Below are 14,097 nucleotides of genomic sequence, written 5' to 3' on the forward strand. Positions count from 1 at the left end.
ATATTAATTTCAAATTCTAATTATTTTAAGAGTTTATATATTTCATTAAAGTTACATAGCACAAATACGCCATAGCAATGGTAATTAACCAACCTATTAAAGCTAGTAATTTAGAGTGTTTATAATCTCCTACTATGTTTTTCTTATAAGCTGCAATTAATATCACACATAAAGCAATAGGCAATATAAAACCATTTAAAGTCCCTACCAAAATTAATACTGCAGTTGGTTTTCCTATAGTTGAAAATACTAAAGTAGAAAATATAATAAAGGCTATTATTATATTGTTTTCATTCTTTTTAAGCCAAGGACTAAAGCTTGATATAAAACTAACTGATGTATAAGCACAGCCAACTACTGAAGTAATAGAAGCAGCCCAAATTACAATACCAAAAACAACACTACCAAAATTACCCAAAATATATTCAAAAGGAGTAAGAGCTGGATTGTTAGGATTTAAACTAACGCCTAAAGAAATAACCCCTAAAACTGCTAAAAATAAAAATACCCTAATAATACTAGCTATAATTATTCCTGAAACCGAACTTTTACTAACTTCTTTTAGATTTTCAACACCACAAATCCCCGCATCAAGTAAGCGATGAGCACCTGAAAAAGTAATATATCCGCCAACCGTTCCGCCTATTAAAGTAACTAAGCTTAAAGCATCAAATTTTGATGGAGCAAATGTCTCAATAGCCACTTCTTTTAAAGGTGGATTTGATTTAAACACAATATAAATTATTATAAGTATTAATATAGCACCTAAAATCTTAGCAAATCTATCCATATGTGCACCTGCGTCTTTATTAATGAAAATACCTATAGCAATTACTGCACTAATACAAGCTCCTAAAATAGGATTTATCCCAAAAATAGTCTCAAATCCAAGTCCAGCACCTGCAATATTACCTATATTAAATGCAAGTCCACCTAAAATTATCAAAAATGATAATAAATATCCTACACCTGGAAAGACCTTATTAGCAATATCTTGAGCTTTTAATTTACTAACTGCAATAATTCTCCATACATTAAATTGAACCCCAATATCCATTAAAACCGACATTAAAATAATAAAAGCAAAACTAGCCCCTAAGCTTTGCGTAAAGCTAGCAGTTTGAGTTAAAAATCCAGGTCCAACTGCTGAAGTAGCCATTAAAAATGCAGCACCTAATATAGCTTTATTATTTTTCATTAATTACTCCTTATGCTTATATTGTTTTCTTCTAAAGTTTTTTTGATTTTTTGTGCAAATAAAAGTGCTTTTTTGCTATCTCCATGAACGCATAAACTATCAGCTTTTATATTAATTTTTTTACCATTTTCACTGATTACATATGAATGTTTTATCATATTTAATACTTGATTTATTGCTTCATCTTCATTTTCAATTAAAGCATTTTCTTTAGTTCTTGATACCAACAAACCATCATCTGTATATCTTCTATCAGCAAAAACTTCACTAATACTATTAATACCTATATCATTTGCTGCACTAATTAAACAAGAATTGCTAAGCCCCATTAATGCTATATCTTTGCCTAATTTTGCAACTTCTATTGCAATATTTTTTGCTAAGTCTAAATCAACACAAGCCATATTATATAAAGCTCCGTGTGGTTTAACATAGCTTAATTTTACCCCTACTAATTCGCACATTTGTTTAATCGCACCAAATTGATAAGCAAGTAGTGCTTGTAATAATTCTTTATTTAAATTCTCATTAGTTCTTCCAAAATTTGCCCTATCATTAAAGCTTGGGTGAGCTCCTATTCTTAGCTTATATTTTTTAGCTTTAATTAAAGTATTATATATTTCTTTATATCCACCAGCGTGAAGCCCACAGCATACATTAACAGAGCTTATTAAAGCTAATATCTCATCATCATTTTGCATACCTTCAGCTAAATCTGAATTAAAATCAATTCTCACTTGCATACTCCTTTATTTGATTTATATGTGAAATTCTTTCTTTTTTTGCCATTAGAGCTTCTTCAATACTTACTAATTCAAAACTAATCTTAGAATTAATTCTACTTTGAGCAAAAAGCCCTAAATCAGCTTCAATTACTTGAGCAATTTTTGGATAACCGCCTGTTGTTTGTGCGTCTTTTAATAAAACTATAGGCTCTCCACTACTTGGCACTTGAATAGTTCCTGCACTAACTCCGTGAGATGGCAAGCTTAATTCATTGATTAAATTAAGTTTAAAATCACTATTTAGCCTATATCCCATTCTATTACTTGAGCTTGATATATTAAATTCTTGATTTAATAAATTATGCTTTGCTTCATCACTAAAAAGCTCCCATTCAGCACCTTTAATTATTCTTATTTTATCTCTTGGTTTTATCCTAGATACTGCTATTTGAGATAAATTCATTCTTGAACCTATGCTTAATTCATCGCCTACTTTTAATGCTCTACCATTAAATCCACCAAAAGATGCGCTAAGATTTGTAGAAGCTGAATTAAGAACAAAATCAGCACTAAAACCACCATAAGCACAAATATAAGCACACATTCCTGACATAGCTCTTATTAATCTAAGAGTTTTTCCTGCTTCAATTCTAATTCTATAATTATTATGAATTGGCTTTTCATCTATGAATGCTTCATAATTTGCCCCTGTGATACAAAAAGTCATTGCCTTATTACAATATATTTCTATCCCACCTAAAATCACTTCAATTGCAGGTGCATTTAAGTCATTTCCTAATAAAGCATTACCTAACATAAAGCTCCATTTATCTAAAGCCCCACTCTCATTTACCCCATAACTTTTATACGAAAACCTACCTAAATCTTGAATAGTTGCAATTGATGATATTTTTGTAATTTTCATAATCTCTCCTTAATGCTATTGATTACAAATTTTAATCTATCACCTGCTTTTAAAAGGCTCGGATTTTCGCTATTTACATCAAATAATTTTGCCTTTGTATTTCCTATGATATTCCATCCACCTGGACTTTGATAAGGATATATTCCTGTTTGAGCTCCACCTATACCAACCGAACCTGCTGGAATTTTAAGTCTTGGGGTGCTAAGCCTTGGAGTGTGTAAAATCTCATTTAATCCACCCAAATATGCAAATCCTGGTTGAAAACCTATAAAATAAACATCATAAATAGGCTCGGCGTGTAATTTAGCAAACTCACTCATACTCATACCTTTAGCCTTTGCAATTACCTTTAAAACAAGTCCTAAATCCCCACCATAATCAACAGGAATTTCAATCAATCTTCCTGATAGCTCTAGTGGTTTAGTGCTAGTAATTAACTCATTTAATTTACTTTGTAAATCTAATAAATCTTTATAATTTAAATCACTTGTTAAGACATAAAGAGTATTCATTCCGACCACTACTTCTTTTATATAAGGCATATCTTTAATTACTAAATTAAGTGCATAGCATAGGCGTTGTTTTTCTATGCTTATTGGAGGCTCAAGATATAAAAGCAATGAAGTTTCGCTTGTAATTTTAAATTTGTTATACATAATCATCCTTTAAATTTATTTTTTTTAATACTAAAACACACTATATTCGCTATCTTTTCTATCCGTTACAAACATATATCCAGGAGAATGAGTTATCATAATATCAGGCTTACTAGTAAGTGCTATGCTTTGCGGAGTTACCCCACAAGCCCAAAATACACATTCTTCATCAGGATAAATAGTAGATGCGTCTCCAAAATCAGGATTATTAATATCTTTAATACCTATTACACTAGGATTTCCTATATGAACAGGTGCTCCATGCACGCTAGGATAAAGAGCTGTTGCGGTTGTAGCTTTGATTAAATCTTTATGTTTAATTGGTCGCATTGAAACAACCATTTTTCCATAAAACTTACCAGCACTTGCACAATCAATATTTGTAATATACATAGGCACATTATGATCTTCTTCAATATGTCTTAAAGGTATATTGTGATTTAATAAAGCTGCTTCAAATGAAAACGAACAACCTATTAAAAAACTCACATAATCATCTTTAAAATGATTGATAATATTGCTTGTCTCTTCTACTAATTCGCCTTTTTTATATATTCTATATTTAGGAATACTCGTTCTAATATCTGCATTATTTGCACTTGTTTTTGTAAGATATTCTCCCGCGTCTAAGACTTCAATTAAAGGACAAGGTTTAGGGTTTCTTTGACAAAATAATAAAAAATCATAAGCATCACTTTTAGGCAAAATCGCAAGATTAGCTTGAACATAACCTTTACAAACCCCTGCTGTAGGTTTGCTAAATTCATTTTTAGAAATTAAAGCTCTTAACTCTTCTGGTCTCATTTTTTCTCCTTTTTGAAATTGTAGTGTGAAAAAATGTGAAGAAAAGTAAAAATATAAAAAACTTAACTAAAATTGTTACAAAATTACACAATTAATTATATGTAAAATAAGTATTAAATATATTGATTATTTATATTAAAAATTAAGAAATTATTGCAATATAACAAATAATTATTGTAATATTTTATATATCTATTTCATAACTAATTTTAATTAGAATAATGATTTTAGGGGAGCGAAAGCTGAGAGTAGGCGTAATAGTCTTGACCCTTTGAACCTGTTTGGGTAATGCCAGCGTAGGGAGATGCAAAATTTTTCTAATCCTTTCTTAGCATTCCCATAAATTGATTTTATGGAGAGTTGTATGAGTAATTTTTTCTTGTGGCTTGGAGCTAGTATTTCGCTAGCTGAAATTGAAGCCGGTAGTTTATTTTCAGGTCTTATTTTAAGTGATTCTTTATTTGCTATATTTTTTGGACATTTTTTAGGTGGAATTTTATTTTTTGCTATGATGTATATTAGCACTAAACTAAAATGCAATGCTATGGGTAGTCTTAAATATTTTTACTCACAAAATGGCAAAATATTCTTTTCATTTTGCAATTTTCTAGCTTTAATTTGCTGGAGTGCAGTTATGATTATGAGTGCAGCAATACTACTAAATGGACTATATCCAAATATAAATTTTAACTTAGTAGTAATTTTGTTATCATCACTTTTAATAATATGGCTATTCTTAAAACAAAATTTATTAATGTCAATAAATAATTTTATAGTTTGCATACTTTTTTTGATAGTAATTTATATTTTTTATAACTTAATTAATCTTAATTTAAACCAAATAGAAGTTAATAAAATAAACTTGATAAATGCTATTGAACTAAGTATTGCTATGCCAATTTCTTGGCTTGCATTAGTTGGTGATTATACAAAATATTTTAAAAATCCAATAAAAGATAGTTTAGTAGCTTCAGTCGCGTATTTTCTAGGAAGTTCACTTATGTATATAATTGGATATTTAACTATGAAATACTATAGCGACCTTTCTAGTTTTTTAATCACTTTAAAATTATCAATGTTAATAATATTTTTGATTATTTTTTCAACAATAACAACAACATATTTAGACATTTTTTCAGCTAATGAAAGTATTAAAAATATAAATAATAAATTTGGTAATAAAATTACAATTTTATTAATAATCTTTATTGCTTTATTAATAGCTATTTTTATACCTTTTTCTTTATATGAAAATTTTTTATATACATTAAGTTCAGTATTTTTACCTATGGCATCGGTTATAGTATGTGTATATTGTTTTAAACTAAAAAATTCAGCTAAATTAAATTTTTTAATTTGGTTTATTGGATTTTTAATTTATCAAATACTGATTTATTTTGATTTTTTAGCATCAATTTTAACTTTTTTAATCATTTTAATTTTAACCTTAGGAGGAGAATATGTATCAAAACATTATGCAAAAAACAAGAAATCATAAAACTTTAGTAGAAAGTATTACAAATTATGTAACGATAAATGACTCAGCTAACGCTATTTTAGCTGTTGGTGGCTCACCTATTATGGGAGATTTTTATGAAGAAGTTGGTGAAATTGTTACAATTAGTAATGCGGTTTTGCTAAATATCGGGCAGTTAAACGAAAATCTAATAAAAGCCCATAAAAACGCAGCCTTAAAGGCAAATGAATTAAATATTCCTATTGTTTTTGACCCCGTTGCAGCAGGAGTTAGTAATGCAAGAAATAATTTATGTAAATATTTAATGCAAAATATAAAGTTTTGTGTAATTAAAGGCAATGCAAGCGAGATAAATTATCTAGTAAATAAGACATTAAATACAAGTGGCTGCGATAGTAGTGATGAAATAAATCAAAATGATTTAGAAAAATACATTGATTTTGCTAAAAAACATAAAACTATTTTGGTAATCACAGGTAAAAATGATTTTATCATCAATAAAACAAATGTTTTTATGCTAAGCAATGGTTCGGCAATGCAAACAAAAATCACAGGTGCAGGTTGTATGCTAGGCAATATCTTAGCCGTTTTTGTAGGGGCAAATGATGATAAATTAAATTCTGTAATCACAGGTATAAGTGCATTTAACATAAGTGCTGAAATAGCCGAAACTAAAGCAAATGGCACTATGTCGTTTAAAATGCACTTAATTGATGAGTTAAGCAAAATTGATGGAACTACCATAAAAGAAAGGATAAAAATTGAAAAACTTAGATGAAATTTTAAGATTTTATGCAATTAGTGATGATATATACACTAAAGAAGATGAATTATTAGATATTTGTGAGATTTTATTTGATTATGTAACTTGCTTTCAAGTAAGAAATAAAGCGAACAATTATAGCCTTAATACACTTTTAAAATTAAAAAATCTTTGTGAAATAAAAAAAGTAGCTTTAATAATAAACGATGATTTAGAACTTGCAATTAAGCTAAATGCTGATGGTATTCATCTAGGACAAAGTGATATAAACAAAAATCTAAAAATACCAAAAAATATGTTTTTAGGAATAAGTGCAAGTAATTATGAAGAAGCGTTAAAGGGCTTAAAATTAGGAGCAAATTATCTAGGCATTGGAGCAATTTATGAGAGCAATACTAAAAAAGATGCAAAAATGCTAAGCAAAAATGACCTAATAAAAATAGTGCAAGAAATAAACATTCCTAAAGTGGCAATAGGAGGATTAAATTATCAAAATATAGACAATTTAAAAGAATTTAAAATAAAAAATATAGCTTGTATAAGTGCGATTTATGAAAATCAAAATTATAAAGCAAATTGCGAAAAATTATGGAAAAAGATTTCTCTTTTATAATTGACCTTGATGGCGTAATCATTGATAGCGTTGGCTTTTGGCAAGAATTAGCTAATGGATATAATTTAGATGATTTAAGTTTTTATGATGGGCTTAAAAAAATTGATGAATTAAACAAAACTAAATTAAGTAAAAAAATCATTAAAACTTGCATTGATTTTTATAGCAAAGAAGCTAATTTATGTATAGGTGTAAATGAGTTTTTAGCCAAATTTAAAGCTTATAAAAAGTGTATTTATACAGCTAGTCCATTTGCAAAACTTGTTTTAAAAAGATTTGATATTTTAGATAAATTTGTTTTCATTCAAGATGAAAGAAAATATTTAAAAACTACTCAAATAGCTTTAAAAACTTGTATGAATAAGCTAAATACTAATAAATTTATTTTAATTGATGATAGCTCTAAAATAATTGATTTAGCTAATAAAAACGACATTTTTAGCGTTGGAATAAATTGCGAAAATGCAAAAATAAATATTAAAAACATAGGAGAATTAAATGAAAAAGATATTAAGCATAGCTGGAAGTGACCCATCTGGTGGGGCTGGGTTGCAAGCTGATATAAAGACAATTCAAGCTCATAAAATGTATGCAATGAGTGTAATTACAGCCTTAACTGCTCAAAATACTAGCGGAGTTTTTGGCGTTTTAAGGGTTGATACAGATTTTATAAAAGCTCAAATAAAAGCTTGTTTTGATGAATGCGAAATAGATTTTATAAAAATCGGAATGCTTTATAATGAAGAAATTATAAATTGTGTTAAAAATACTCTAAATGGATATAGTAAAATCGTATTAGATCCAGTAATGGTATCTACAAGTGGTGCAAGATTGCTTGATGAAAGGGCGATTAATACTATAAAAGATTTTGCAAAAAATGTTTATTTGATTACTCCAAATTTATATGAAGCTGAAGTTTTGTTGGGCGAAAAAATCACAAATGAAAAAGATGCAATAAATGCAGCAAAAAGTCTAGAAAAAACTCTAAATTGTAAGGTTTTGTTAAAAGGTGGACACTTAAAAGCAAGTGATTTTTTAAGCGAAAATGGTGAAATTACGATTTTTAAAGGCAAAAAAATAAAAAATATTGTAACTCACGGCACGGGTTGTACTCTAAGCTCTGCAATTGCTTGTAATTTAGCTTTAAACGAAAATATTAAAACAGCTTGTAAAAATGCAAAAGATTATGTAAGTAATGCTTTAAAAAATAGCTTTAATTTTAATTACAAAGTAAAATTATTAAATCATTTTTAGCATTATAGTTTTAAGCTTTAATTTTAAAATATGTTTTTTGAAATTAAAGCTCTTAACTCTTCTGGTCTCATTTTTTCTCCTTTTTGAAAATGTAGTGTGAAAAAATGTGAAAAAAAGTAAAAATATAAAAACTTAACTAAAATTGTTACAAAATTACACAATTAATTATATGTAAAATAAGTATAAGGTTTTTATTATTAATTTATAAAAGATAAAAGTAGTAAAAATGTAATATTTAAAGCTTTAAAAGAATTTGAAATTCCTTAAAACTTTAAATATATATAAAATTATTTAACTTTTTCTACTGCATCAAGTATTGTTTTTTGAGATTTTATATCGTTTATATCAGTTTTAAAATATAATTCAACTCTATTATTTTTTGCAGATTCTAAACTATTATTATCAAATCTAGGATTGTTTGCTCCATAGCTTTTGATACTAAGTTTTGATGAATCAACCCCGCTTTTAATAAGTATCTCAAGGACTTCTCTAGCTCTTGCAGTCGCTAAATCAAAACTTGTTAAATAACTATCATCATTATCGCTAAATCCACGAATTTCAAGCTGAACCCCATCTCCTAAGCCTTGCATAATCATTTTAATTCTTTTAAGATATAAAATATCATCACTATTTGCAACTCTAGTTTCATCTTTATTAAATAACAATATTGAAGGAAGTTCCATATAAAATTGGTTTTCTCTTTGATCTAAGATAGCTTTTAGTTTTTCTATACTTTCTTGCTGATTTATATTTTGAGCTTGTAAAGCACGAGATTCTTCGTTATTTGATGGACTATGTTTGCCATCTGTTTTACTCTCTTTTTCTACCACCTGCGTGCTTGGAAAATCAAAAATCTTTACAAATTCTTTAGTTAAAGCCTTTGCTTTATCAGTATTTACCGAAGCAATAGCGTAAAGTGCGATAAATAACGCTAGTAATAATGAGAAAAAGTCTGCTAAAGGAACAGCCCATTTCTCGCATGCTGGTATTGGTGGGCACTTTTTTTTCTTAGACATTATTATTCACCAAATTGTGATTTAGGTACTAAACCATGTGGGAAATATAAAAATAGCTTTTGCTCTAAATCTCTTGGATTTGCACCTTCTGCTATACCAACTACCCCAGCCATCATAAGCTCTTTTTCTACTATTAAATCATGTCCGTTACCTTTGATTTTGTTTCCCCAAGGCACAAACACTCCATAACAACAATAAATCCCTGTAACCGTAGCCGTAAATGCACCCGCAATACCCATCGCCATTGCTTGCGGATTATCAAGTAATTGAAGTGCTAGCATAAGACCGCACACCGCTCCAACAAGTCCGAATGTAGGACAAGACTCACCTACACGACAAAAGAATTCCCTACACTCATCATAATAAGTTTCTGAATGAGAAATATCAAGCTCCATACTTTCTTTTATTTCTTCAACATCTTTACCATCAACCATCATCATCATTGCTGATTTTAAGTAGTGATTATCTATTTCAGCTACTTTTGGTTCAAGTGCTAAAAGCCCATCTTTTCTAGCAATAGAAGCAAATTCTATTAACTGATCGGTTCTTGCTTGAAAATTAACCCCACTACCTTTAAAAACTATTTTAAGCTCTTTAAAAGCTCCTTTTATAAAATATTTATTCGTTCCAACCATAGTAGAGAAAAATGCTGTTGGTAAAACGATTAAAACCGATGAAATATGAATAAGGTGTAATGGGTTACCACCTTCTAAAATATCCCCTACGCAAATAGATGTAAGAGCTAAAACCATTCCTAAGACCGTTGTTAAATCCACATTTTTTCCTTTATTTAAATCTTAAAATATTACATTCATTTAGTTAAAATTTCTTCATTATATACTTTTATGCAATTTTTGCCAGCATTTTTAGCAGCATACACTGCTAAATCGGTTTTTTTCATAAAATCATTAGAATTTGTAATAGTAGTCGGCAAAATTGTAGCCACTCCTATACTAATACTACTTTTCCATCTATCATCTAACTTATTTCCTACTTGAATATTTAAACTTCTAGTAACATTTAAAAGTGTTTTTGCTAGCAACATAGCACCATCAATATCTGTATTTGGTAGTAAAACAAAAAACTCATCTCCACCAAGTCTTGCTAAAACATCATCAGTTCTAATAGTTTCTTTGATTGTTTGCGAAAATTCTCTTAATACCTTATCGCCCATTTCGTGTCCATAAGTGTCATTTACTTCTTTAAAATTATCTAAATCAATCATTAAACCACTTGTAATTAATGAATTTTCTTTAGCTTCATTTAAAATAACTTCTAAAACTTCAAATAAATGTCTTCTATTTGGCAAATTTGTTAATACATCTGTTAAAGCTATACTTCTTAAAGTTTGATTTGTTGCTGCTAATTCTCTTGTTTTCTCTTTCACTTTTAATTCAAGATTTCTTTTAAGTTCTAATAATTCGCTATTTTTCTTAACTACAACATTTAAAAGATTACTAAGAGCTTTTACTAAAGGTGCTGTTTGCTTATTTTCATTTTGAACTACTATCTCATAAGCTTCTTTAGCTTCAAGACCTTGATTAATTAATTCTATTTGTTTTGCCATATTTTGGTCAATCCCTAAAATATGAAAAGCAAGCCAAGAAATCAAAAACTCTAACAAACTCTTAACAGCTTCTTTATTAGTGCCATCTCCAACATCATCATATAATTGCTTAGTTTGTTCTATAAACATTTTATGACTTAATTTATGCTCTTGAAAAAAATCACTATAAATATTTACATTTTGCATTAGCATTTCTTCTTCTGAAAAATGCTCTTTAGCATAGTTTAAAATACCATTAAAAGCTTCATCTAATTCGTTTTTATTTAAATTCTTTTCGCTTAATTTTAAAGCTAGTTCATTTATTAATTGCACTAAATAATAATGCTGCTTATCAACATTATCAATATTTGTTTCATAGTCTTTATTCCAAGCAAATATTATTTCCATAACCTTTCCCTTTATTTTAATTTATCCCAACTTTTCCCAACACTCAAACTCGTTTTTAGTTTAACTTTTAAACCATAAGCATTTTCCATTATATTTTGAGCTATTTTTGAAAATTCCAATACATATTCATCTTTTACTTCAAAAATTAACTCATCGTGAATTTGCAATATCAATTTTGCATTTTCACTCAAATATGGATAAATCTTAATCATAGCTAATTTAATTAAATCTGCTGCCGAACCTTGCAAAATGCTATTTATACATTCTCTATCGTTTGCATTATTTATCTTAATATCATTTGTATATTTGAAAAATCTTTTCCTACCTAAAAGCGTTTTGATATAACCTAAATCTTTTGTTTGTTTTTTTGTATTTTCAAAATATTCTTTAATCAAACTAAAAGAAGCAAAATATTTTTTAATATAATCACTTGCATCACTATATGGTATTTTTAACTCTTCACTAAGTCTTCTAGCACCCATTCCATAAATTAGACCAAAATTTATGCTTTTTGCATAATTTCTTTTATCTTTATCGCTCGTGCCAAAAATCTCAATAGCAGTTCTTGTATGAATGTCTTCATCAAATAAAAATGCTTTTAATAAATTTTCATCTTGGCTAAAATGAGCCAACATTCTAAGCTCAATTTGAGAATAATCAAGACTAATAAATGAATAGCCAGTTTGCGGGATAAAAGCTTCTTTTAGAAAACTTGCGTATTTGCTTCTAGCAGGGATATTTTGTAGATTTGGATTATTTGAGCTAAGTCTTCCTGTTGCTGTGCCTGTTTGTAAAAAGTTTGAACGCACTTTGAAATTCTCTTGATTATCTACATTTAACTCAAGCAATGGTAAAACATAAGTGCTAAGGACTTTGCTAGCGGTTCTATATTCTAAAATCAATTCAGCAATAGGATGCTCTATGCTTTGCAAGGCTGCTTCATTGGTTGAGCCTTTATGATTATCAGGTAGTTTTAATTTATCATATAAAATCTCTTTAAGTTGCTTTGGAGAATTTAAATTAAAGCTTAAGCCAACCATATTAAATATCTGATTTTCTAATTCTTTCAAATTAAGCTCTAATATATTTTGAAGATTTAATAATTTTTCTTTATTTAGTGTAATTCCATTATTTTCTAAAGAAATTAAAACTTTAATAAACTCACATTCAAAATCAAATTCTTTTTTACGTTCATCATCTAAGTTTTTAAAAGCGTGTTCATAAATTGCTTTAGTTATAAACGCATCTTCACTTGCATATTCACAAGCTAATTTGGTATCAATATCGCTAAAATTTTCGCCCTTTTTAACTACTTCTTCATAAGCTAAACAAGTATAATCAAAATACTCCTTAGCAAGATAATCAAGTGAGTATTTAGAACTTGAATCAAGTAGCCAAGCAGCTATCATACTATCTTTAAATTTCTTTGGATATGAAATACCTAAGTCATTTTTCAGCATTTTTAAATCAAATTTTAAATTATGACCTATTATTACTTTTTCAAATATCTTATTTATAGCTTTTATAGCATCTTCTTTAGCAATATTTTTTGCATTTTTATGTAGTATTGGAACATAATAGCTTTTATCTTGATTGCAAAACGAAAATCCAACTATCTTATCATCATAATTAAGCCCTGTTGTTTCGGTGTCAAACCCAACCTCATCACCTAAATTGTCTATAATCTTAAATAATTCTTCTTTATCATCTAATAAGGTTTTTGTATATTTTAAGCTTACTTGTTTTTCTTCTTTTATCTCATTTTGTTTATCTATAAATTTTAAGAATTTAAATAATTCAAATTCTCTTAATTCATCTTCAATATTATTAAATATATTAATACTTGGCTTACTAGCCTTGCTTAGAAAATCTCCTAAAGGCAAATCATCAACTAATTTTGCTAATTTTTTAGATAAAACTGCATCATCTTTATGTTCGGCTAATTTTTTTTGAGAACTTTTATTGCCTAATACATTTAGATTTTTATATACATTATCAAGGCTATCGTATTCGTTTAATAGTTTTTTAGCAGCAACTGGTCCAATACCAGGAATACCTTTAAAATTATCAGCACTATCGCCTACTAAGGTTAAATAATCAAGCATTTGATAAGGCTTAACTCCAAATTTCTCAATACAAGCTAACTCGTTTATAATCTCATAATTCTTACCAATTAACTCGGTATTATTGTCATCAAGCAATTGATAAAGGTCTTTATCGGTTGAATAAATGCTAGTAAATAAGCCTTGTTGCTTAGCAAACTTACTAACACTAGCAATAATATCATCAGCTTCATAATTAGGCATTTCTATTGATAAAAATCCTGATTTTTTAATAAGTTCAATACATACTGGAATTTGCTCTTTTAATTCAGGCTCTAATTCTTTTCTATTAGCCTTATAATCAGGTAAAAGCTCTTTTCTAAATGACCCGCCCGAGCTATCTAGTGCAAAAACTACATAATCACATTCAATTTCTTCAACAATTTTTAACATAAAATTTAATAAACCAAATATCATTCCTATTGGTTTTTCATCTTTTGCACTTTTTAAATTCCTCATCGCATAATAAGAGCGAAATAGCACATTTAAAGTATCTACTACTATTATTTTTTTCATATTTTCTACCTTTGATTTTGCCTTTATGTTATCAAAAGAATAATTAATAAAACTAATAAAAAACTAATTTTCATTTTTAATTTACTTTAAAGTT

13 protein-coding genes, 1 pseudogene and 1 riboswitch are annotated in these 14,097 nt (G+C 28.0%); of the genes and pseudogenes, 5 read left to right on the forward strand and 9 right to left on the reverse strand.

All coding sequences use genetic code 11. The features are described 5' to 3' along the window. Positions 1–25: 25 nt before the first annotated feature. The 5 genes and pseudogenes from AVBRAN_RS07075 to AVBRAN_RS07095 form a co-directional block, all read right to left on the reverse strand. A complete protein-coding gene (locus AVBRAN_RS07075; RefSeq protein ID WP_214118343.1) occupies positions 26–1,198 on the reverse strand; it encodes an NRAMP family divalent metal transporter in 1,173 nt (390 codons plus the stop codon). Continuing rightward, a complete protein-coding gene (locus tag AVBRAN_RS07080) occupies positions 1,198–1,935 on the reverse strand; it encodes a 5-oxoprolinase subunit PxpA (RefSeq protein ID WP_239802912.1) in 738 nt (245 codons plus the stop codon). Before AVBRAN_RS07080 ends, AVBRAN_RS07075 begins: the two co-directional genes overlap by 1 nt. Beyond that, positions 1,925–2,848, reverse strand: a complete 924-nt coding sequence (locus tag AVBRAN_RS07085) for a biotin-dependent carboxyltransferase family protein (protein WP_214118339.1) — start codon at positions 2,846–2,848, stop codon at positions 1,925–1,927. The genes AVBRAN_RS07080 and AVBRAN_RS07085 overlap by 11 nt, the downstream gene beginning before the upstream one ends. Next, positions 2,845–3,504, reverse strand: coding sequence for a 5-oxoprolinase subunit PxpB (pxpB, locus tag AVBRAN_RS07090; protein ID WP_239802913.1), 660 nt, complete (start codon positions 3,502–3,504; stop codon positions 2,845–2,847). Before pxpB ends, AVBRAN_RS07085 begins: the two co-directional genes overlap by 4 nt. A gap of 30 nt (positions 3,505–3,534) precedes the next feature. Then, positions 3,535–4,311: pseudogene (locus AVBRAN_RS07095) on the reverse strand (putative hydro-lyase); the annotation flags it as partial. A gap of 216 nt (positions 4,312–4,527) precedes the next feature. Next, a riboswitch (TPP riboswitch) is annotated at positions 4,528–4,628 on the forward strand. Positions 4,629–4,672: 44 nt separating this feature from the next. On the opposite strand from AVBRAN_RS07095, the gene AVBRAN_RS07100 reads away from it, so the two are divergent. The 5 genes from AVBRAN_RS07100 to thiD are packed head-to-tail and all read left to right on the forward strand — an operon-like array spanning position 4,673 to position 8,415. Beyond that, complete coding sequence (locus tag AVBRAN_RS07100; RefSeq protein ID WP_239802915.1) at positions 4,673–5,806, forward strand: cytosine permease; 1,134 nt, start codon at positions 4,673–4,675, stop codon at positions 5,804–5,806. Further along, positions 5,784–6,563, forward strand: a complete 780-nt coding sequence (gene thiM, locus AVBRAN_RS07105) for a hydroxyethylthiazole kinase (protein ID WP_239802916.1) — start codon at positions 5,784–5,786, stop codon at positions 6,561–6,563. The genes AVBRAN_RS07100 and thiM overlap by 23 nt, the downstream gene beginning before the upstream one ends. Then, complete coding sequence (locus AVBRAN_RS07110; RefSeq protein ID WP_214150602.1) at positions 6,547–7,161, forward strand: thiamine phosphate synthase; 615 nt, start codon at positions 6,547–6,549, stop codon at positions 7,159–7,161. Before thiM ends, AVBRAN_RS07110 begins: the two co-directional genes overlap by 17 nt. Further along, positions 7,137–7,691: a hypothetical protein gene (locus tag AVBRAN_RS07115; protein ID WP_239802917.1), complete on the forward strand. Its 555-nt coding sequence runs from the start codon at positions 7,137–7,139 to the stop codon at positions 7,689–7,691. The genes AVBRAN_RS07110 and AVBRAN_RS07115 overlap by 25 nt, the downstream gene beginning before the upstream one ends. Then, complete coding sequence (gene thiD, locus AVBRAN_RS07120; protein ID WP_239802918.1) at positions 7,660–8,415, forward strand: bifunctional hydroxymethylpyrimidine kinase/phosphomethylpyrimidine kinase; 756 nt, start codon at positions 7,660–7,662, stop codon at positions 8,413–8,415. The genes AVBRAN_RS07115 and thiD overlap by 32 nt, the downstream gene beginning before the upstream one ends. 287 nt (positions 8,416–8,702) lie before the next feature. Here the strand turns inward: thiD and motB are convergent, their stop codons facing one another. Genes motB through polA form a run of 4 tightly spaced genes read right to left on the reverse strand, consistent with a single transcriptional unit; the run spans position 8,703 to position 14,003 of the window. Beyond that, positions 8,703–9,431, reverse strand: a complete 729-nt coding sequence (gene motB / locus AVBRAN_RS07125; RefSeq protein ID WP_214118322.1) for a flagellar motor protein MotB — start codon at positions 9,429–9,431, stop codon at positions 8,703–8,705. A 2-nt stretch (positions 9,432–9,433) separates the two neighbouring features. Further along, on the reverse strand, positions 9,434–10,207 hold the full coding sequence (gene motA, locus AVBRAN_RS07130) for a flagellar motor stator protein MotA (RefSeq protein ID WP_214118320.1): 774 nt from the start codon (positions 10,205–10,207) through the stop codon (positions 9,434–9,436). A gap of 35 nt (positions 10,208–10,242) precedes the next feature. Then, positions 10,243–11,385 carry a GGDEF domain-containing protein gene (locus AVBRAN_RS07135; protein ID WP_214120526.1) on the reverse strand — a complete coding sequence of 381 codons (1,143 nt, stop codon included), beginning with the start codon at positions 11,383–11,385 and terminating at the stop codon, positions 10,243–10,245. A gap of 11 nt (positions 11,386–11,396) precedes the next feature. Beyond that, on the reverse strand, positions 11,397–14,003 hold the full coding sequence (polA, locus tag AVBRAN_RS07140; RefSeq protein WP_239802919.1) for a DNA polymerase I: 2,607 nt from the start codon (positions 14,001–14,003) through the stop codon (positions 11,397–11,399). Between the last annotated feature and the right edge of the window lie 94 nt (positions 14,004–14,097).

It is taken from the genome of Campylobacter sp. RM12651, assembly GCF_022369475.1.
Classification (GTDB): domain Bacteria; phylum Campylobacterota; class Campylobacteria; order Campylobacterales; family Campylobacteraceae; genus Campylobacter_E.

What these genes read in the sequence shown, in the direction of transcription:
- AVBRAN_RS07075 (WP_214118343.1), bottom strand. Translation starts at nt 1,198, where the DNA reads ATGAAAAATAATAAAGCTATATTAGGTGCTGCATTTTTAATGGCTACT.
- AVBRAN_RS07085 (WP_214118339.1), bottom strand. Translation starts at nt 2,848, where the DNA reads ATGAAAATTACAAAAATATCATCAATTGCAACTATTCAAGATTTAGGT.
- pxpB (WP_239802913.1), bottom strand. Translation starts at nt 3,504, where the DNA reads ATGTATAACAAATTTAAAATTACAAGCGAAACTTCATTGCTTTTATAT.
- AVBRAN_RS07100 (WP_239802915.1), top strand. Translation starts at nt 4,673, where the DNA reads ATGAGTAATTTTTTCTTGTGGCTTGGAGCTAGTATTTCGCTAGCTGAA.
- thiM (WP_239802916.1), top strand. Translation starts at nt 5,784, where the DNA reads ATGCAAAAAACAAGAAATCATAAAACTTTAGTAGAAAGTATTACAAAT.
- AVBRAN_RS07115 (WP_239802917.1), top strand. Translation starts at nt 7,137, where the DNA reads ATGGAAAAAGATTTCTCTTTTATAATTGACCTTGATGGCGTAATCATT.
- thiD (WP_239802918.1), top strand. Translation starts at nt 7,660, where the DNA reads ATGAAAAAGATATTAAGCATAGCTGGAAGTGACCCATCTGGTGGGGCT.
- motB (WP_214118322.1), bottom strand. Translation starts at nt 9,431, where the DNA reads ATGTCTAAGAAAAAAAAGTGCCCACCAATACCAGCATGCGAGAAATGG.
- AVBRAN_RS07135 (WP_214120526.1), bottom strand. Translation starts at nt 11,385, where the DNA reads ATGGAAATAATATTTGCTTGGAATAAAGACTATGAAACAAATATTGAT.
- polA (WP_239802919.1), bottom strand. Translation starts at nt 14,003, where the DNA reads ATGAAAAAAATAATAGTAGTAGATACTTTAAATGTGCTATTTCGCTCT.